Raw genomic sequence first — 19,636 nt, forward strand, 5'->3', positions numbered from 1 at the left:
AAGACTTGGAATCCAGCGCCCCTGTTGGCTCATCAGCAAGGAGGATTTCAGGTGAGGTGATGATGGCCCGTGCTACGGCTACCCGTTGTTTTTGCCCACCAGAGATTTCGTAAGGGTACTTTTCCAATAACTGGTGAATGCCCAACTCCCGACTCACGCTATCCACCTTACTCATCATTTCCTTGACTGGTCTGCGAGAGAGGACTAGAGGGAGAAGAATATTGTCCTTGACAGACAAGGTATCGAGCAAATTGAAATCTTGAAAGACAAAGCCTAGCTTTTCGCGACGGAAGCTCGATGCGTCTTTGTTCTTGATGGTTGAGGTGTCCGTGCCATTGAGGTAGACCCGTCCTTCAGTTGGTTGGTCCAGCATGGCTAGGATATTGAGAAGGGTCGATTTCCCGGATCCTGATTCCCCCATAATAGCCACGTACTCACCCTTTTCCACGGTGAAGTGAATATCCTTTAAGGCTTCGACCTGCGTTCCTTGAAAGCGGGTTTTGTAAATTTTTTTGATATGTTGAACGTCTAGTAATGACATGCTTTTCTCCTTTTACTAGTAGATCAAGAAAAATTCTTGGGTTTGTTGCAGGACTTGGAGACCAAATTCCGTCTTTTCCAGATCGGTTTGCTCATTTGGTTTCTTAATCTTTTTAGGTTGTTTCATCCATTTCAAGAGTTTCATTTTCTTGACCTCCTTCATTTGATGAGACTATTGTATAAAAAATAAAAGGCGGCTACCATAACCTAACCTTTCATTTTGACGTTTATTTCTTACATTTTTGTAAGATGGGGAAAAACTAATCCATGACCAACTTCTTTTCTTCAAAGTGAATGGCAACGGTCGTGCCTTGGCCAACCTCTGAGTGGAGGGTGATCTTGTGGCCCAATTGCTCTGCAATTTTCTTAGACAGATAGAGCCCCAGCCCTGAGGATTGCTGGGTCATGTGGCCATTGTAACCGGAGAAGCCCCGCTCAAAGACGCGGAGGACATCGCTATTTTTGATTCCAATCCCGCTGTCTTTTATATAGAGAGTTTGGTCTTTGAAATAGATCTCTATTCCACCTGTGCTGGTGTACTTGAGGCTGTTGGACAAGAGCTGCTCGATGATGACCAGGAGCCACTTGCGATCGGTGATGACCTCCTGCTCCAAATCATGTAGGTCCACGGTCAAGTTCTTTTGGATAAAAAAGAGGGCATACTTGCGGACTACTTCTTTGACCAAGTCTTCTACCGACACGCGCTTTAAGACTAGATCATCATGAAAACTCTCCAGTCGCAGGTACTGCAAAACCAGATTGGCATAGGAGTCAATCTTAAAGAGCTCCTGTTCCATCTGCTGCTTGACAATGGGCGTCTCGACATCTTGCACCAAGAGCTGGCTGGCCGCAATGGGCGTCTTAATCTGGTGAACCCAGAGGGTATAGTAATCCATCAGGTCATTGAACTTGGCCTGGGCTGTCTTCCCTTCCTCCAAGCGCGCCTGCTGTTCTTCCGTGTATTTTTCATAAAGGAGGTGTTCCAGTGGTGAGGTAACCTCAACTTCCTCATAAAGTGCGGCTTTGCGGTAGTCCCGAAAGGTCATGGCGAAATCCCAGATCAAGACACAGAAGGCAAAAAAGCCTAGCACTAGGGTCGCATAGAGGAAAACCGTCCCTGTCTCTGGAAAGAGATAGGCAAAGACCAAATCAATGATCAAAAAGATGACCAATAGATAGAGTAGGCGCCTGCGGGATACCACATACTGCCAGAAGATCGTTCCAAATTTATTCATGGGTCAACCCGTAACCGATGCCTTTCTTTGTTTCGATGAAGTTTGACAAGCCAGCCTCTTCTAGTTTCTTACGAAGGCGGGCCACATTGACAGACAAGGTATTGTCATCAATAAAGAAGTCGCTATTCCAGAGCTCCTTCATCATGTCATCGCGTGCCACGATACTGCCTGCATGCTCAAACAGGACGCGCAGGATCTGAAATTCATTCTTGGTTAGCTTGACGACTTCCCCTTCATACACCAAGTCCGTGGACTTGAGATTGAGGATGGCTCCCCGGTGCTCCAGCAGATTTTGATCTGTCCCAAATTCGTAGGAACGACGCAAGAGTCCTTGGACCTTGGCAAGGAGGACATTTTGGTCAAAAGGCTTGGTGACAAAGTCGTCTCCCCCCATATTGATGGCCATAACAATATCCATGGCTTGATCCCGTGAAGAAAGAAACATAATCGGAACCTTTGAAACCTTGCGAATCTCCTGGCACCAGTGGTAACCATTGTAGAGAGGCAGGCCAATATCCATGAGAATCAAGTGGGGGTCACTTTCGACAAAGATCCCGAGGACATCCATAAAATCCTCTACTGCGACCACTTCATAGCCCCATTGTTCCAATAATTGTTTGACCTGTTGGCGGATAATTTCATCGTCTTCTACTAAGAGAATTTTATGCATGGCTGTCTTTCCTTCTTTTTTCTTCTTCCTATTATAACAGATTAAGAGGCAGAGAAAAAGGCTGTTTCAGAGGGAAAGAAGAGCTGAGTCCTACTTTCTTGATGGGAGGCGCTTTTTCTACATCCATTTTTGTGCTATACTGAAAGAAATAAGACACGGGAGGCACAGATGTCGACTATTTTTGATTACCTAAAAGAAGTGACTTACGATTCCATATATGACCGCCCCTTCAAGGAGCTGGATGTCCTCGCTTTGACAGAGCTGACCTATCTGCCCTTTGGACACATTGTGCCTCAAGGAGATACAACAGGAATTCCAGTGCGCCTGTCTGATGCGATGGAACTGATCGATCGGACTACCGATTTTATCGTGAGTAACCAGCACCTGCAATTAGTCGATGAGTTGGCTACTTCAAAGCGCTTTAAGAACATCAAACTCCTTAACTATGTCGATGAGTGCGATCCCGATGTGCAAAAACAGTTCGCGGCCATGACCTATCGGCTTAGTCTGGATACGTATTTGGTCGTTTTCAGAGGGACGGATGACACCTTGATCGGCTGGAAGGAAGACTTCCATATGACCTATATGGACCATGTTCCAGCTCAAAGACGCGCAGCCAGCTACCTGCAACATGTCATGAAGGAATTTCCAAAAGGACGTTTCTTAGTAGCTGGTCACTCCAAAGGGGGGAATCTCGCAACCTATGCTTGCTCGTATCTACCTGATTCCTTATTTGAACGGGTCGACGCCATCTACAGCTACGATGCTCCTGGCCTCAACAAGGCCATTATCGAAACCGAAGGCTACCAGCGCACGTCCCCAAACATTCGTCGCTTTGTCCCTCAGGGATCCATCGTTGGCATGATGTTGGAAGTGCCAGAACCGACGACCATTGTCAAAAGTCGCGCCTTGGGTGGCTTTGCCCAGCACGACGCCTTTACTTGGGAAATCAAGGACGACAGCTTTGTGACCGTTTCTGAAACCAGTCCAGATAGCCAGCAGACGGATCTGACCTTGAAGCAATGGGTTCGCGAGACATCGGCAGAGGAGCGCAAGAAGTTTTTTGACACCTTTTTTGGTATTTTTCTGGATGCTGGCATCACTTCCATCAATGACCTAACCGATCTCAAGCAGCTAGCCAAGGCCAAAGAAATCCTTCAAAATGCCCAGGATTTGGATCCAACCGAGCGAGAAATGCTGGAACGTCTTGCTAAACAACTCATCGATACCCGAGTACAAGCTTGGAAAAAATGGCAGACGGTCCCCCGCATCCTGGTTCAAATGGCCGCATTTTTCAAGCGGAAAAAAGCAGTCGAGTCTTCCTCGCCACTGCTCTTAGAACACAAGGAGTGAGGCTCAACAACTGAAAAAAGAGGCCACCTCTTCTATTCACTAGAACGCAAAAAGAGAGTGGGACAGAAATCGGTAATTCGTTAGAATTCGATTTCATCGTCCCACATCCGCACAGTTGAGTAGGGCTGTAAAAGCTGATGAAATCAGCGTATTAGAGCCCACTCAACCACTGCATCTTGCTCGACATCCAAAAACAATCGAGAGGCTAGGACTTTTGTCCCACTCTCTTTTCTATTTTCTATTGGTTCTGAGGAGATGGAGTATCTGGCGTGCTTGCTTCTGTTACAGCTGCGCTTGCAGGCTCTGTTACTGTCTCAGTTGTGGCAGGCTTGCTTCCTTCTGAAACCGGTGTTTCTGTTGCCTCTGAGGTTTCTGTAGGGACAGGCATTTCAGTTGGGGTAACTGGTTTGCTCACTTCGCCTGCAGATGGCGCGGCTGCCAACTCTGCCTGGAAGGCTTGGATGGCCTGTAGTAAGGCTGCTTTATCACTCTTTGGATTAGCCAATTGGTCAAAGAGAGCTTCTAAGCGATCAAATACAGCATCACTAGCTCCCTTGTCCTGCAATTGTTGGTGTAGGGCCATCAATTGGTTATAGAGCTGTTGATAAAGAGCGACATCCCCAATTTGAGGCTCTTCCGTTTGCTTTTGTTTTTGCTTTTCAATGGTATCACTGATTTCGCGTAGAAGTGCTTCCCCACTTGTAATAGCCTTTTCTGGATCAGATTCTTTTCCAAGTTGAGCCAAGCCTGCTTCAAAAGCCGTTCGTTTTCCTTGGTCTTCGACTTGTGGCAAGAGCGACTGGATTTGCTCTAAGAGAGCTGTCAAAATCTTGTTTTGTTGACGGGCTTCTGTTGCCTTATCCAATTCTCCATACAAGCCTTTGAGGAAATCATAAACCGCTACGTTGTAGGATGGAGTTTGACTTCCTTTTTGATCCAAAACTGTTTTTTCAATAGGATAGGTTTGGCCTTTTTCCTGGGAGAAGAGCTGGTCAATAGCTTGCTTGGTTTGGTAGAGTTCCATAAAGTGAGACTTGGAATCCCAAGCTTCTTCAAAGGCTTGAGCTCGGTAAAGCTTCAAGGCTAGATCTGCTGCCTTAGTGCGGAGTTCTGGTGTCAAGCGCGCATCGCTCAAGCTTTGGTAGAAATACTTGAGGTAATCGACCGATGTCACACCCGTCCGATCTTGCATCTCCTGAACAGCTTCTAATAGCTTTCCTTCCTGCTCTAGACGCTTGCTGTCCTTGGCAGTATAGGCTTCCTGCAGTTGAGAGACCAACTCTTCCTTCTTCAATTGGAAGGCTTCTGTGTCTAGCAAGCGCACTTGTTCCAGCAATTCTTGGTAACGACGATCCAAGGCTGTCTCTTCTTTTGGTTTGACCGCTTGGGTCGCATGAATGTACTGCTCATCAACCTGCTTGAGACTAGCTAGGTAGCCCTCTGTTGAGTTACTTGGGAAGCTCTTGACATTTTCCAAGAAGTGACCCAAGATGAGCTCAATCCGTCTTTGTTGCAATGGATCAGAAGCATAGAGACTGCGGCTTTCTGCTAAGAGCTGGTTGACCTTGTCCTCTACGACTTTCTTGTCCAAGTCTCCTTTTTTGTAAGGCGATTGGATGGTTGGAAGACGGTGGGCTAAGTAGTCTGCTAGTCCTGCTGAACGCACCTTGATGTAGTGGTTGTGATCGCCATGCGGGATGACAAACTGACCATTTTCAATCTGGAGGCTATAAGGAGAAATCCCCGAACGAAGCGCTGTTGCATAGAGTTCATTGATAAAGTCTAGTTCAGGATTGCCAGTTTCAAGTGGGATCCGGACATGTTCCTTCCGAACAGCATAAGGATGGATGTGGGTCGGATCGTATTCTTGGTCTGGATTGTTAAAGACAAAGAAACCATTGGAAATCTTAATGGCCTCGCGAGGGACACCGTAGGTCTTGCTGATGTACTGGATCTTTTCCTCATCTGAGGCATCACGAGAATAGGTCGCAACGTCATCTGTCAGGGGCTGACCCTTGTCCTCTTCTTTCTTACCAGCTAGAGTTGCCTCTGCTGCTGCAATCTCTTGAGGAGAGAGGTCCTTTTTATAGAAATAATGGGCATGGTTGCCATGAGCGACCATATAGCCTTCCTCGTCCTTGCTGATGACCTTGTCAGCGTGGAAGCCATGATCGTGCTCCTCTTTGTGATCGTGACTGTCGCCATGCTCATGACCATGCTCATGGTCAATTGGTTTTGTGCTTGGATTTGAAGGCCGGTTTGGACTTATTTCAGCAGGTGTAGTAGCACCTTGGGCCCGAAGCAGTTGGAATTGCCGCGCCAGCTCACGTTCTAAAGGAGATAGGGAGCTGTAAGGGATAAAGTGGAAATGATCCCCATGAGGGTAGACAATCCCTTGATCGGTCCACTTGGTGATCTTACTTGGATCAAAGACAGAACCGTCAGACTCCACATGACGAGAAGACAGAGGTGTTTTCTGCAATTCTTCCAGCAGATTGCTCAGGTTTGGACTCGGTTTGGAAGTAGCCGGTTTAGAAGTCGTTGGGGTCGTCTGTGTATGGGTTGGACTAGCAGACGGCTGACTGCTAGCTTGTTTTCCTAAGCTTGGAGAGGCTTGATTTGGAGTCCCTTGATTCTTACCTACTTCTACACTTGGGCTAGCTAAGTACGAGCTTCCAGCCTGGTGGCCACTTTGACCGCCTAGGACAGAGAGGGCTGCTGCTAACTCGCCAGCAGATAAGGCACTCTTTGGAATATAATGGTAATGTCCACCATGGGGCACAATGAAGCCATCCCCTGTATCTGAAATGACATCTCCAGGGCTAAAGACATAACCATCGTCCGTACGATAGCCTCCTCCTGAATGATTTTTAGCAGTCAGCGTTTCAAGGGTCTTCCCCTCTTTTAGCGCTTGACTAGGTTGACGGAAGTCACGGGTTTTGCCTGCCTTGTGCGAGGAGCTCGCCTGTACCGATCCCGTTTCCCCTTCTTCTTTAGCGCCTCCTTTTTGTTGTTGAGCGATCTCTTCGATCGAGCGCACATTGACCGTATGCTGCGCATCCTTTAAGTAGAGATAGTATTTCCCAGCGCGTTTAATAATATAGCCATCCTTGACCTTGCTCACGATGTCAGCTTCTTGTAGCTGATAGGTTGGATCCCGCAAAATCAACTCCTCACTAAAGATGGCATCAAATGGGACCTTGCCACTATAGTAATGAAAATGATCCCCATGAGAAGTGACAAAGCCTTCATCCGTAATTTTGATGACAATCTGCTCTGCCTGAGTCTTTTCCTTGGCATTGACCGCTTCGATGCTGTCTTCCTTTTTGCTGGAGGCAGACGATGACGCTTTCTTTTCTGCCTGTAGATACTGAATCTGATTCTTTTTCTCTTCCTTAGCTTGTGGTTGCTGACTGAGCGCATAGGCACATAGTCCTATTCCCAAGGTCGCTACCAATCCAATCGTTCCCTTTTTCTTCATTCTTGATTTACTCCTCTAATTCCTTGGCTAAAGTCGCCATATTTTCTTCTAAATTTTCTAATAGATCCTTATCGTTTTGCGGATCGGCTTCCAGTGGATCCAAGACCTTGACACGCGCCCCTGTTGCCTTGGCGATACTATCTGCCACTTTTGACGACGTGTGCTTTTCCACAAAAATCGTTTTCACCTTGTAATCTTTGACAAACTGCTGGATCTCTGCCAATTGTCGGGCAGTCGGTTCTTGCTCTGGGGAAATCCCTGCAATCCCTAACTGCTTGAGACCAAAGCGTTTGGCCAGATAAGAAAAGGCCGTATGCTGGGTCACAAAAGTCTTTTGCTTGGCCTTGTCAAAGAGAGGCTGGTAGTGGGCTACTAGTTCCTCACAGCGCTTTTCAAGCTTTTGGGCATTGGCCTGATAGAGCTCCTTGTTTTTTGGATCGATCTCTCCCAAGCGCTGGGCGATAATCTTTCCTTCCTCTGCAATTTTTACAGGATCCAACCAAGTATGCGGATCATACAAGTGCTTGGCTTCTTTTTCCTGACCAGCCTCAACATCCTCTAATCCAGCCACCTTATCAAGGGTCATTCCTTGGCTGCCTTCGATCACTCGCAACTTGGAACCTTGAAGATTGGGATCTAAGCGACCAGCCCAGGATTCCAGGGTCTGAGAATGATAGACAAATACATCCGCATCATAGATCTGGGCCACTTCCTTGGTTGAGGGCTCATAATCATGGATCCCTGCACCGGACTGAACCATCCAAATGTCATTTTGATCACCAGAGATTTCCTTGACCATTGCATAGATAGGATAAAAACTCGTGACAATTTTGAGACCTTTTTTAGAAGGGGGCTTGCCTGCATTTCCTTGACTTCCACAAGCTGCAAACAGAAAGAAACTGAGGAACAAGAGTCCCAGAATCTTCATTTTTCTCCGTATCATCCTTCACCTCTTTTTTACTTTTTATTAACCAGTTTATTAATCGGTTAATTAACTAGTTAATAATACTGCTAATCATTTGCTTTGTCAAGTCTTTTTTACATTTTTTTCCTTTTAATGTTAGAGACTAACCTTTTACTAGCCTCCACGATCTTTCCTTGCAGAAAAAAAGAGGCTGGGACAAAAGTCCTAGCCTCTCAATTATCTTTGGATTGTCGAGCAAGACGCAGTGGTTGATGGGCTCTACTACGCTGATTTCATCAGCTTTTACAACCCTACTCAACTGTGCGGAGGTGGGACGACGAAATCGAATTCTAACGAATTACCGATTTCTGTCCCACTCTCTTTTATTGACGATAGAAGTATTGATCAGCTGGGTAGTTTCCTGCAGATTGAGTCACCACCAGACGGGCCTTGCTGGTGTCAGACTGGTCTCCATCTGGATTTTGGAAGCCAATTTTCAGCAGTCCAATCGCCGCACCAGTCTCACCCATCTTCATCTCAACATAAGGGATCTTGCTCTTCTTATCCGAGTCCGCAACAGCCTTGAGGCTACCTTGGCCCTTGACTTTTCCGTCTGCTTGGATGACGATTTCAGCACCCTTGCCATTGCGCCAGGTTCCAGCTAAGCTTGAGAAGTCGCCTCCGTTAATGGCCGCAATATCCAAATCTTTCTCTTTTTTCGGTTGCGGGTAGGCTTTCCACCACTCTAGATGGTAATCACGGTAGGCCACGTCACCAAAGAGAATCCGACGTTCTTGGGAAGCAACTCCATCAGGACCTGTCACACCTGCTGGGATCAAGTACAAGGTTTGCTCTTGCCCTTGGATCGCAGTCCCATTTGCCCCTGTGAAATAAACTTCATAATAGCCTTTTCGCTTCTTGGGCTCTTTTTCTTTATTGAACAAGTAACTTGCCCGAGTGCCTCCACTCCAGAAAGTCCAGCCAGTCTCCCCATTTACAATACTTGGAAAGGCATTGGTCTTGTTTTGGTAATACTCTTCTGGAGTATAGCCATAAAGTTTAAAACCTGAATCTGCAATTTCCTTTTCATAGGTATCATTGGAATAAGCACCTTCAAACGGTGAGAGATTGCCATCAAGGACGATATCATTTGGATCTGTCGATTTGAAAAAATCCTCCCGATTGGCAAAGACCATCTCGTGGTCGGGATTTTTGTCAGACATGGTGACCGTGATCAAAGGCTTCTTATCTGTCTTGTATTTGAAAACACGAACAGTGACTGTAAAGTCTGTATTGCCATCGGACTTTTTCATCTTGCCTGTCGAAACTTTGTTAGACCCTTCGACCTTCCAATCCGTGCTAAATTCAGCAGATACCTTGCCGTCAGCTGTTTGGTAATCGATCTTCCAGGCCTTGCCTTTTTTCTCGATTTTGGCTTCATCCCGTTCATTTGAGACATAGTCACCACTCAAGTCAATAGCTTTTTCCTTTGGCTTGGTGACCTTCTTGCTGGTCTGGTTAAATTCCTTTTGATGGTCTGGTTGGATGTTGGAGCTAGAGTAGAGATAGACTCCACCGATCAGAACAACTGCTCCGACCAGCCCCAAAATCGGCCCCAGGTATTTTTTCTTCCACTTAAGATTCATTTTACTACCTCCATGGAATAAGATCTTTACACTAGTATACCCTAAATCGAAAGTATAGTAAAATTCCCCTCTATGTAGTGGTTTCCCAGGTTTGAACTGACTAGTTTGAGTAGAAAATACCTGTTTCTCAAAAATAATATTTTGTTTATCATTATTTTTTTATCGTTTTTCGATACTTTTTTATTGACTAATTTTTTATAAGGAGTATACTATAAGTGAAAAATAAATAAACTTCAAGGAGGCTTGCGATGAAAAACTCAAAAACCTTAAAAAATGTCATTGAAGTCTTAACGGCTTTCATTTACTTCTGTGGCTTTATGACCGTGGCTGCATTGGTCGTCCATCTGCTTTCCCGCATGGGCCTTTTCAAAGATCTCATTCAATCAGGTCGCTTGTCCTTTGATGCGAATGGCATCCAGCTCTTTCCCAAACATCCACAACCTCTCTGGCAGCTGCTCTTCCCACTAGCCTCAAGCGCTATCTATATTTACCTTCTCATCACCATTCGCAGCTTCCTCCAAAATCTCTACCAAGAAAAGATCTTTTCTCACTCCAACATTGATCTTTGCAACCGAGCTTGGAAGATTCTCTTGGTCTTGTCCTTTATGTCTGGCACACTTGAAACCAGTGGAAATGCTTATCTCCTTCCCTTTACTTTCCAATTTACCTTTAACACAGGGCTTCTCCTTGCCGTTCCAATCGTCTGGGTCTCTGGCAAGATTCTGGAGAGAGGTATTGAGATTGCTGAAGAAAATGAGCTAACCATTTAAGGAGGGTGCCATGATTATCGTCAATCTAGATGTCATGCTGGCCAAGCGGAAAATGAAATCCAATGAGCTAGCCGACAAAATCGGCATCACGACTGCTAACCTCTCCATCCTCAAAACCGGCAAGGCCAAAGCCATCCGCTTCACCACCCTTGAAGCCATCTGCAAAGAACTCGACTGCCAGCCAGGAGATATCTTGGAATACCGGCCGGATGAATAGGGACTATATTCGGAGACTTTCCTTAGGTGAGGACGGACGGTAGCGAATCCCTTTGGGATTCCATACCTAAGATTTGAGCCCACTGTCTCAAATCTTCCGAGAGTCTGAAACGATACCGTTTCAGACTCTTTTCTCACTGCGGAAGTCTCCGTTAACACCCATTACTAATAGGACTCATCTACCATCCTTGTAAAATTCAATGATGGGAACCATATCAATACAAGAAAAGCACTCCCGCGGGAGTGCTTGAGAGTGTAGACAATCTGTTCTTTCTTACAAATCAAATTAATTCTATAAAAATCAAAAAATTTATTCGTTAGAATTATTCAATCATCTACTGAAACTTTCCGCCGTGAGAAAAGTGCTAGAAACACTTGTATTTCTAGCACTCGGGAGTTTTGGAACCTAGGGTCCAAAACTAAGTCATGGAACTTCTTCGAAGTTCGCTGACGTCCGTACTCACCTAAGGAAAGTTTTTTAGATGATTTTTTCTTTCTCTATCGTTTAGCCAATGATGCTTCCATTTGGTACAGATGGATCAACTGTTAAGACTGTTAATTGATCTCCGTGTTCTGCGGAAAGAATCATGCCTTGACTGACATATTTCTTCATCATCTTACGTGGTTTAAGGTTGGCTACGATTTGGAGTTTCTTGCCGACCAATTCTTGTTCTTTTGGATAGAATTTCGCGATACCAGAAAGGATTTGACGGTCTTCGCCATCTCCTGCATCTAGGCGGAAGCGAAGCAATTTGTCTGAGCCTTCGACGCGTTCCACTTCTTTGACTTCTGCTACACGGATTTCAACCTTGTCAAATTCTTCAAACTTGATCTCATCTTTTTCAGACTTGAGTTCCACTTCTTCTGGAATCCATTCTTTTTCTTGTGGTTTACCAGCAGTCATTTGCGATTGGATGTAGGCAATTTCTTCTTCCATGTCGAGACGTGGGAAGATTGGAGTTCCTTTGGCAACCACTGTAACATTTTCAGGGAAGCCAGCTAGGGTCAAGTTTTCAAGATCGAAGTCCAAGCCCAAGCCTAGTTGTTCCATGATGGCATTTGAGGTGTTCATCATGAATGGTTGGATCAAGTGAGCCACGACACGGAGGCTGGCTGCCAAGTGAGCCATGACCGCTGCCAATTGTTCCTTGTCGCCATCTTCTTTAGCGAGAACCCATGGAGCTGTCTCATCGATGTACTTGTTGGTACGAGAGATGATGTTCCATACGGCTTCCAAAGCGCGTGGGTAATCAACCGCGTTCATTTGCTTGTGGTATTCAGTGATGTTTTCTTCAACCACCTTAGCCAAATCTGCATCAAATGCTGTGACATTTTCAACATAAGCTGGAACTTGACCACCAAAGTATTTATTGATCATGGCTACCGTCCGGTTGAGGAGGTTTCCAAGGTCATTGGCCAATTCATAGTTGATGCGAGCCACATAGTCTTCTGGTGTGAAGGTCCCATCAGAACCAACTGGAAGGCTACGCATGAGGTAGTAACGAAGTGGATCCAAGCCGAAGCGTTCCACCAACATTTCTGGGTAGATGACATTCCCTTTAGACTTAGACATCTTGCCGTCCTTCATGACAAACCAACCATGAGCAATCAAGCGTTCTGGCAATTTGATATCCAACATCATGAGAAGGATTGGCCAGTAAATCGAGTGGAAACGAAGGATGTCTTTTCCGACCATGTGGAAGACCGTTCCGTTCCAGAACTTGTCAAAGTTTTCATGATCTTCTTGACCATAACCAAGAGCTGTCACATAGTTGAGAAGGGCATCAATCCACACATAGACCACGTGTTTTGGATTAGATGGAACTGGAACTCCCCAAGTAAAGGTAGTCCGAGATACTGCCAAATCTTCCAAACCGGGCTCGATGAAGTTTTTCAACATTTCATTGAGACGGCCATCTGGTGTAATGAAATCAGGTTGTGATTTAAAAAATTCAACCAAGCGGTCTTGGTATTTGCTGAGGCGAAGGAAGTAAGATTCTTCAGAGACCCATTCTACTTCGTGGCCTGATGGGGCTACCCCACCGATGACCTTGCCATTCTCATCACGGAATACTTCCGCCAATTGGCTTTCTGTAAAGAACTCTTCATCAGAGACTGAATACCAGCCAGAGTACTCACCCAGGTAGATATCGTCTTGCGCCAGCAAGCGTTCAAAGACCTGAGCCACCACTTTTTCATGGTAATCGTCTGTCGTACGGATGAATTTATCATATGAGATATCGAGTAATTGCCAGAGTTCTTTCACTCCAACGGCCATCCCATCTACATAAGCTTGCGGCGTAATCCCAGCTTCTTCTGCTTTTTGTTGGATCTTTTGACCATGCTCATCAAGACCAGTCAGGTAGAACACATCGTAGTTCATCATACGTTTGTAACGCGCCAAGACGTCACAGGCGATCGTAGTATAAGCTGAACCAATATGCAATTTACCAGATGGGTAATAGATAGGGGTTGTGATGTAGAATGATTTTGTCATGTTTCTTTTCCTTTCAGGGCTAATGGAACCCAATTTAGTAACACTCTATTATAACATTTTTAGGAGACCCTGAAAACCCAAAAGCGGCTAGGTTTGCGATGAACAAAAAAGCTGACCGAAGTCAGCTTTCTATGATTGATAACGAATCACGCTATCTTACTTTCCAAGATAGTATTCTTTTACAACGTTCAATTTTTCGTCAAATTCGAATACCAATGGTGGGAAGTTAGGGATTTCCACATCCATGATTTCGTCGTCTGACAATTGTTTGATGTGTTTAACAAGAGCACGGATTGAGTTACCGTGTGCTCCTACGAATACGTTTTTACCATCTTTAAGAGCTGGAGCGATTTTATCTTCCCAGAATGGAAGGGCACGTTCCAAAGTAACTTTCAAGTTTTCAGCATCTGGAATCACTGAATCATCAAGTGAAGCGTAACGACGGTCAGTGTGTGCTGAGTGTTCATCATCACGGTCCATTGCAGGAGGCAATACATCGTAAGAACGACGCCAGATGTGAACTTGTTCATCACCAAATTGTTCAGCAGCTTCTGCTTTGTTTTTACCAGTCAAACCACCGTAGTGACGTTCGTTCAAGCGCCATGATTTTTCAACTGGAACCCACAATTGGTCAGAAGCTTCAAGCGCAAGGTTTGTTGTTTTGATCGCACGTTTCAATACTGAAGTGTATGCTTGGTCAAATTCGATACCAGCTTCTTTGATCAATTTACCAGCGTCGATCGCTTGTTGTGTACCTTTTTCAGACAAATCAACATCAGCCCAACCAGTGAAAAGGTTAGCTTTGTTCCATTCAGACTCACCGTGGCGAGCAAAAACCAATTTTACCATTAGATGGATCTCCTTTTTATTCTCCGAGGTTCCCCCCGTTTATCTATTCTATTCTACTAGATTTTCAGTGAAAAATCTAGTGGCGACCATAGAAAAGTGCAATTTCTCACAAAAAAGAGCCTGACGGCTCTCTTGGAATATCTTTATCATTGTTTTTGACAGTCTGGGCAAATTCCATAGACGGTCATTTGGGTCTTGGTGATCTGGTAGCCACTTTGACTGGCTGCTTCTTCGCGAAGATCTGGGACTTCAATGTCCACATCTGCGATACGGCCACATTTTTCACACACCACATTCAAATGGTCATGCCCCATGAAATCAAAATAGGTCGTGGTATCATTGCGAACCTTGATCTCAGAAACAACCCCCTCATCAATTAAAACCTTGATATTGTTGTAGACAGTTGCTAGACTCATGCTTGGAAACTGAGGCAATAAATCGCGATAGATCTTCTCAGCGCTTGGATGTTCATGACTCGCCACTAAATAGGAAAGAACTGCTCTGCGGGTATCGGTAATTCGAATGCCCTTAGCACGCAAACTTTGCAAAACTTCTTCCACGCGCTCTTCTTCATGACGATGCAATACGTTCACTATGATCCCCCCTTTCCAATATGATTTAATCGATTCGTTACCCTTATTATAGCATGTTTCAAAATAAATCACTATTTAGAATGCTTTTAATTAAAAAAAATGTCCAGTGGACATTTTTTTCACGAGCTTGAAAACGGAAAAGCGAGGTTATGTCCAGTGGACATGGATTCACGTATCTAAATACGATTTTTTATCTTAAAAATGAAACTAATTAATTAGTTTTAAATTTTTTAAGAGAACCGAGGAATAATGAACCACCAATCAATACGATGATACCACCAATCCATCCTAAGAATGGGATAATCGCAACAGATCCACCTACAATCAGTAGCACTGAAGGAGCAACACCCACTCGCTCATCACCCTTGTAATAAACAATTGCAATAATTCCTAATACTAGATTTGCAATTTTCAAAGCATTTAATAAAAGAATTGATCCAGCAGTTGCATCTGAACTAGCTGTAGCAGCTGCAGTACCAAGAATAAAGAACGGTCCAACTAATAGTAAAATACCACCAACTAAACCTACAATTCCGCTAAAAAGTGCTAAAGTTTTTGTTTTCATCTTACTTTTCTCCTATTTTATACATTTAGAACTAACAAAATTCTATTGATTTTATAATATATGTCCTACATGGTTACCAGAATATCCTACATATAAAAGTATTAATTTGAACTTTTCCAAATTACATATAGTAATACAGACAACCACTATAAACTTTTCTTAATTGCTCCCTTTCCTAATTTAATTTCATGCTCCACAGTATTATACTATGGTTGCTAAAAAAAAAAAGTATTTTTTGAAATTAATTATTATTTAGTGAAATTTTTTATAAAAAAAGAATTAAGCATCAAACTTAATTCTACTATGCAAGGTAAAATTTAATAAATTCCTCTCCCCTCTCAGCCGATCCAACTGGTCATCCAGCGCACGGTTCCTAGGATCATTTTGACCACGAGGATCATAAAACAGAACTCCAGTACGAACCACAGTCCTTTCAGTAGATACAAAATAGGTCGGATAAACAACAAGGCAAAGAGTCCTAAAATGAATCGCATGGTCTTTTCTCTCTTTCTTTTTTCCTATTATACCCTTATCCTATAGAGCTGTCCAACAAAAAAACCACCCTAGAAATCTAGGATGGCTTTTCAAAATGCAATTATTTAACTGCTTCTTTAAGAGCTTTACCAGCTTTGAATGCTGGAACTTTAGAAGCTGCGATTTTGATTTCTTTACCAGTTTGTGGGTTGCGACCTTTACGAGCTGCACGTTCACGAACTTCGAAGTTACCGAAACCGATCAATTGAACTTTTTCACCTTTTGAAAGGTATTCTGAAACTGCTGCAAATACAGCGTCAACAGCTGCTGCTGAATCTTTTTTAGTCAATTCTGTAGCTTCTGCCACTTTTGCGATCAAATCTTGTTTGTTAGCCATTTAACAAATCCTCCAAATTTTTTTAGGCTTTACGCCTTAACAGTACTATAATATCTAAAAAAAGCCTTTAGGTCAAGTACTAAACCTGTTTTTTCAAACATTTATTCAGCTTATTCGTAGCGTACCAAAACTGCAAATGCATTCTCACCTGTATGGGTTTGAATAATCGATCCAGTTTCGAGAACAGGGATTGCTTTTTCAACGAGCGATTGCAACTGAGCCTTCATTTCATTGGCCCACTCTGGTGTTCCTGCATAAGAGATTCCGATCTCAGCCACCTTATTATGGGAAAGTTTCTCTACCAATTCATCCAACCATTTCTTAAAGGTCTTGTTCCCACGCCCTTTGACGATTGGCTCCAACTGATGGTCCTTCATTTGCATCACCACACGGATGTTAAGAAGCGAGCTCAAAAGTCCGGTAACACGGCCAATTCGACCACCTTTAACTAGATTTTCCAAGGTAGATACGCCGATATACAACTCTGTCTTTTCTTTGACTTCTTCAATACGAGCTAAAACGGTGTCTAGATCTGCTCCTTCTTTAGCCAACTTAGCTGCCTCAACCACTTGGAACTTCATGGCTTGGTCTGTAAAGCCACTATCAATCACAGTCACTTCTGCTCCTGACAAGGTTGCTCCTTGACGTGCCGCCTCTACTGTTCCTGACAAGGCATGAGACATATGAATCGAAACGATATGAGCTCCGTCTGCTGCTAACTTTTCATACACCTCCGCAAAGACTCCAACGGGTGGTTGGCTGGTCTTTGGAAGATTTTTGCTAGACTGCATTAAGCGCAAGAAGTCCCCTTCGCCCAACTCACTGTCGGAATAAAGGACTCCATCCACCATAACAGAAAGTGGCACAATGGTGATGCCATATTCTTCAACCACTTCAGGCTCAATTGTAATAGATGAGTCTGTAACTATTTTAATATTTGCCATATATTTCTATACTCTTCCTAAGAATGTTCTGCTTTCATTATATCAAAAAACACGGGGTTTTGCAGTGAAAGATAACTAGTTCGGCTCCCTTAATCATCTGCAGCAGAAAAACCTGTATTGTGAAGGACATGGTCTTGGACAATTCCTTGATCATCCAAGAGCAATCCATGGAGAACCCCTCCATAAACAGCGCCCCCATCGACACCCATCTTCTGATCTGAAATCCAAAGATTTTCGGTGCCGACTGGCTCATTGAGCAGTCCATAGACTGGTGTGTGGCCAAAGACAATCCATTTGCCTGTATGATTCTCCGCTTCATGGAATGGTTTTCGGATCCAGACCTTTTGGTAATCACTGGTTTCTCGCCAATTTTCAAGGCTTAGATCCACACCAGCGTGGACAAAATAATAGGTTTCTGTCTCGTAGTCAAAGGGCAAACTGCGGATGAAGGCCACCAAGTCAGGAACGGCATTTTCTACTGCTTGCGCATCCGCAATGCCATCTACAGGAGCATCGAGCGGCCGGCCTAACAGAGAGTTGATGGTCGTATCGCCACCATTTCTTCGGTAGTGGTCATAACGCTCTTCTGGATTGTCCAACCAGGCTAAAAACATGTACTCGTGATTCCCGGAAAGGCAAACAGCTCCGTGGTGGTCTACGTAGTCTTTTACGATTTCAATCGATCGTTTGCTGTTTTCGCCTCGATCTATCAAATCTCCTAAAAAGACCAATTGGGCTTTTCCATCCCACTCTGTCATGAGCTCTTCTAGCATTTGTGCTTTTCCGTGAATATCTCCGACTACAAAGTATGTTGACATTGTTTCAAACCTTCTTTCTCTTAACGCTTGAGAAGTTGCTCTGCTTGTTGACGGGCAGCTTCCGTTAGATCCTCTCCTGCCAGCATCTTGGCAATTTCTTCGATTCGTTCTTCTCTATTGAGCAAACGAACAGTAGATACAGTTGAGTGTTCATCACTGATTTTCTCAATATAGAATTGATAATCTGCTGCAGCAATGACTTGAGGCAGGTGAGAAATGGCAAGCACTTGGCCATTTTGACCAATCTTGTGAATTTTCGCTGCGATGGCTTGAGCCACGCGCCCAGAGACTCCTGTATCCACCTCGTCAAAGACGATACTGGTTTTTCCTTCTTTTCGAGAAAAAGCAGACTTAATGGCCAACATCAAGCGTGACAATTCTCCGCCGGATGCTACCTTGACAAGGGGTTTAAAATCCTCACCTGGGTTGGTCGAAATGTAAAATTCGACAGCTTCATTTCCCTCACGATTAAACTTAGCCTTGCTAAAACGTACTTGAAAACGCGCCTTGTCCATGTAGAGATCTGCCAATTCTTGCTGGATTTCATTTTCCAAAGCTTGGGCCAGGGCATGCCGCTGATCACTCAAATCTTGAGCCAAGGTGACCAAACTTTTTTCCAAACGTTTGAGTTCTTTTTCCAAGTCCTCAGACGAGAGGTCACTTCCAGTGAGGAGGCTATATTCTTTGGTGATTTGCGCCAGGTATTCTAAGACGTCCTTGACTTGGCCACCATACTTGCGCGTGATGGAGTGGATCAAATCTAAACGTGATTCCACCTGCATGAGGCGATTGCCATCAAACTCCAGACCATCGACCACATCTTCTAAGCGCTTGGTAATATCCTCAAGGGCATAAAAGGTTTCTGATAACTGGCTTGAGAGCTCTTTGTAGCTGGGATCATATTCTTCGATGCTCTCCAGATCATTCATGGCTGAGCGAACATTGGAGAGGCTCGAAAATTCTTCTGCATCCAGCATGGTATAGGCATTGGTTAGGGTATCTACAATCATCTTGTGATTGAGCAGGCGTTGGCGTTCTTGCTCCAGACGCAGGTCCTCATCCACTTCCAAGGCAGCTGCCTCAATCTCTGCAATTTGAAACTCCAACATCTCGATACGAGCCTTGTTTTCCTGCTGGTTGCGCTGGAGTTCCACCACTTGTTTGCGCAGGCGTTTGTAGTCTTCAAAAGTCTGACGATAAGCGTCTTTGGTTTGGAAAAAGGCTGCATCCCCAAATTCATCCAGCATAGCGATATGCAATTGTGGCCGCATCAGTTCTTCCTGATCATGCTGGCCATGGATGTCCACCAAATGTTGGCCAACTGCTTTTAAGACAGACAAATTCACCATTTGGCCATTGATCCGGCTGACACTTCGTCCATTTTGCAGAATCTCTCGGCGGATGATCAATTCATCGGTCCACTCTAGTCCTTGCTCTTCAAAGAGAGCCGTCAAGTGGCGATTGCTCTCAACGGTAAAGAGCCCTTCGATTTCCGCTTTTGGGGCTCCGTGTCGGATGACATCCGTCGTTGCGCGGCTTCCCAGCATCATGTTCATGGCATCGATAATGATGGATTTCCCTGCACCTGTTTCCCCTGTCAGTACCGTCATTCCCTTTTCAAAATTTAAGGAAATCTCTTCGATAATAGCAAAGTTCTTAATCGAAATTTCTAATAGCATAGGCT

The 19,636-nt window shown here is 44.4% G+C and carries 18 protein-coding genes; 3 read left to right on the forward strand and 15 right to left on the reverse strand.

Annotation, left to right across the window (positions count from 1 at the left end; genetic code table 11):
- From HMPREF3002_RS09315 to HMPREF3002_RS09325, 4 genes are all read right to left on the reverse strand, one after another.
- A partial coding sequence (locus HMPREF3002_RS09315; protein ID WP_070666396.1) for an ABC transporter ATP-binding protein occupies positions 1-541 on the reverse strand: 541 nt, incomplete at its 3' end.
- 15 nt (positions 542-556) lie between these two features.
- On the reverse strand, positions 557-685 hold the full coding sequence (locus HMPREF3002_RS11365; RefSeq protein WP_004219855.1) for a hypothetical protein: 129 nt from the start codon (positions 683-685) through the stop codon (positions 557-559).
- 115 nt (positions 686-800) lie between these two features.
- Complete coding sequence (locus HMPREF3002_RS09320; protein WP_070666399.1) at positions 801-1,775, reverse strand: sensor histidine kinase; 975 nt, start codon at positions 1,773-1,775, stop codon at positions 801-803.
- Positions 1,768-2,445: a response regulator transcription factor gene (locus HMPREF3002_RS09325; RefSeq protein WP_070666402.1), complete on the reverse strand. Its 678-nt coding sequence runs from the start codon at positions 2,443-2,445 to the stop codon at positions 1,768-1,770. The genes HMPREF3002_RS09320 and HMPREF3002_RS09325 overlap by 8 nt, the downstream gene beginning before the upstream one ends.
- A gap of 168 nt (positions 2,446-2,613) precedes the next feature.
- On the opposite strand from HMPREF3002_RS09325, the gene HMPREF3002_RS09330 reads away from it, so the two are divergent.
- A complete protein-coding gene (locus HMPREF3002_RS09330) occupies positions 2,614-3,798 on the forward strand; it encodes a DUF2974 domain-containing protein (protein ID WP_070666405.1) in 1,185 nt (394 codons plus the stop codon).
- Positions 3,799-4,036: 238 nt separating this feature from the next.
- On the opposite strand, the gene HMPREF3002_RS09335 is transcribed toward HMPREF3002_RS09330, so the two are convergent.
- The 3 genes from HMPREF3002_RS09335 to HMPREF3002_RS09345 all read right to left on the reverse strand — a co-directional run bounded on the left by HMPREF3002_RS09335 (position 4,037) and on the right by HMPREF3002_RS09345 (position 9,829).
- Complete coding sequence (locus tag HMPREF3002_RS09335; protein ID WP_070666408.1) at positions 4,037-7,279, reverse strand: pneumococcal-type histidine triad protein; 3,243 nt, start codon at positions 7,277-7,279, stop codon at positions 4,037-4,039.
- Positions 7,280-7,286: 7 nt separating this feature from the next.
- Positions 7,287-8,222, reverse strand: a complete 936-nt coding sequence (locus HMPREF3002_RS09340) for a metal ABC transporter solute-binding protein, Zn/Mn family (protein WP_141754503.1) — start codon at positions 8,220-8,222, stop codon at positions 7,287-7,289.
- A gap of 344 nt (positions 8,223-8,566) precedes the next feature.
- Entirely contained in the window at positions 8,567-9,829 is a 1,263-nt protein-coding gene (locus HMPREF3002_RS09345; protein ID WP_070666415.1) for a DUF6287 domain-containing protein, read from the reverse strand.
- 248 nt (positions 9,830-10,077) lie between these two features.
- Here HMPREF3002_RS09345 and HMPREF3002_RS09350 point away from each other — a divergent pair, with 248 nt between their 5' ends.
- Both HMPREF3002_RS09350 and HMPREF3002_RS09355 read left to right on the forward strand, forming a co-directional pair.
- Entirely contained in the window at positions 10,078-10,599 is a 522-nt protein-coding gene (locus tag HMPREF3002_RS09350) for a DUF2975 domain-containing protein (RefSeq protein ID WP_004219979.1), read from the forward strand.
- 10 nt (positions 10,600-10,609) lie between these two features.
- Positions 10,610-10,816 (forward strand): helix-turn-helix domain-containing protein, encoded by a 207-nt coding sequence (locus HMPREF3002_RS09355; protein ID WP_003006064.1) that lies wholly within the window; start codon positions 10,610-10,612, stop codon positions 10,814-10,816.
- 504 nt (positions 10,817-11,320) lie between these two features.
- On the opposite strand, the gene metG is transcribed toward HMPREF3002_RS09355, so the two are convergent.
- The 8 genes from metG to recN form a co-directional block, all read right to left on the reverse strand.
- A complete protein-coding gene (gene metG / locus HMPREF3002_RS09360) occupies positions 11,321-13,312 on the reverse strand; it encodes a methionine--tRNA ligase (RefSeq protein WP_070666418.1) in 1,992 nt (663 codons plus the stop codon).
- 156 nt (positions 13,313-13,468) lie between these two features.
- Positions 13,469-14,161 carry a phosphoglycerate mutase gene (locus tag HMPREF3002_RS09365; RefSeq protein WP_003012031.1) on the reverse strand — a complete coding sequence of 231 codons (693 nt, stop codon included), beginning with the start codon at positions 14,159-14,161 and terminating at the stop codon, positions 13,469-13,471.
- Positions 14,162-14,307: 146 nt separating this feature from the next.
- On the reverse strand, positions 14,308-14,754 hold the full coding sequence (locus HMPREF3002_RS09370; protein WP_083312679.1) for a Fur family transcriptional regulator: 447 nt from the start codon (positions 14,752-14,754) through the stop codon (positions 14,308-14,310).
- 211 nt (positions 14,755-14,965) lie between these two features.
- Complete coding sequence (locus HMPREF3002_RS09375; protein WP_049487504.1) at positions 14,966-15,319, reverse strand: hypothetical protein; 354 nt, start codon at positions 15,317-15,319, stop codon at positions 14,966-14,968.
- Positions 15,320-15,914: 595 nt separating this feature from the next.
- Positions 15,915-16,190, reverse strand: coding sequence for an HU family DNA-binding protein (locus HMPREF3002_RS09380; RefSeq protein ID WP_003006038.1), 276 nt, complete (start codon positions 16,188-16,190; stop codon positions 15,915-15,917).
- Between the two features lie 110 nt (positions 16,191-16,300).
- Positions 16,301-17,134 (reverse strand): DegV family protein, encoded by an 834-nt coding sequence (locus HMPREF3002_RS09385; RefSeq protein ID WP_070666421.1) that lies wholly within the window; start codon positions 17,132-17,134, stop codon positions 16,301-16,303.
- An 89-nt stretch (positions 17,135-17,223) separates the two neighbouring features.
- Positions 17,224-17,952 (reverse strand): metallophosphoesterase, encoded by a 729-nt coding sequence (locus tag HMPREF3002_RS09390; RefSeq protein WP_070666424.1) that lies wholly within the window; start codon positions 17,950-17,952, stop codon positions 17,224-17,226.
- A gap of 20 nt (positions 17,953-17,972) precedes the next feature.
- The gene (gene recN, locus HMPREF3002_RS09395) at positions 17,973-19,631 is read right to left on the reverse strand and encodes a DNA repair protein RecN (protein ID WP_070666427.1); all 1,659 of its coding nucleotides are present in this window, start codon (positions 19,629-19,631) and stop codon (positions 17,973-17,975) included.
- Positions 19,632-19,636 lie beyond the last annotated feature (5 nt).

This window comes from Streptococcus sp. HMSC065E03, from assembly GCF_001815045.1.
Lineage (GTDB): Bacteria > Bacillota > Bacilli > Lactobacillales > Streptococcaceae > Streptococcus > Streptococcus parasanguinis_AD.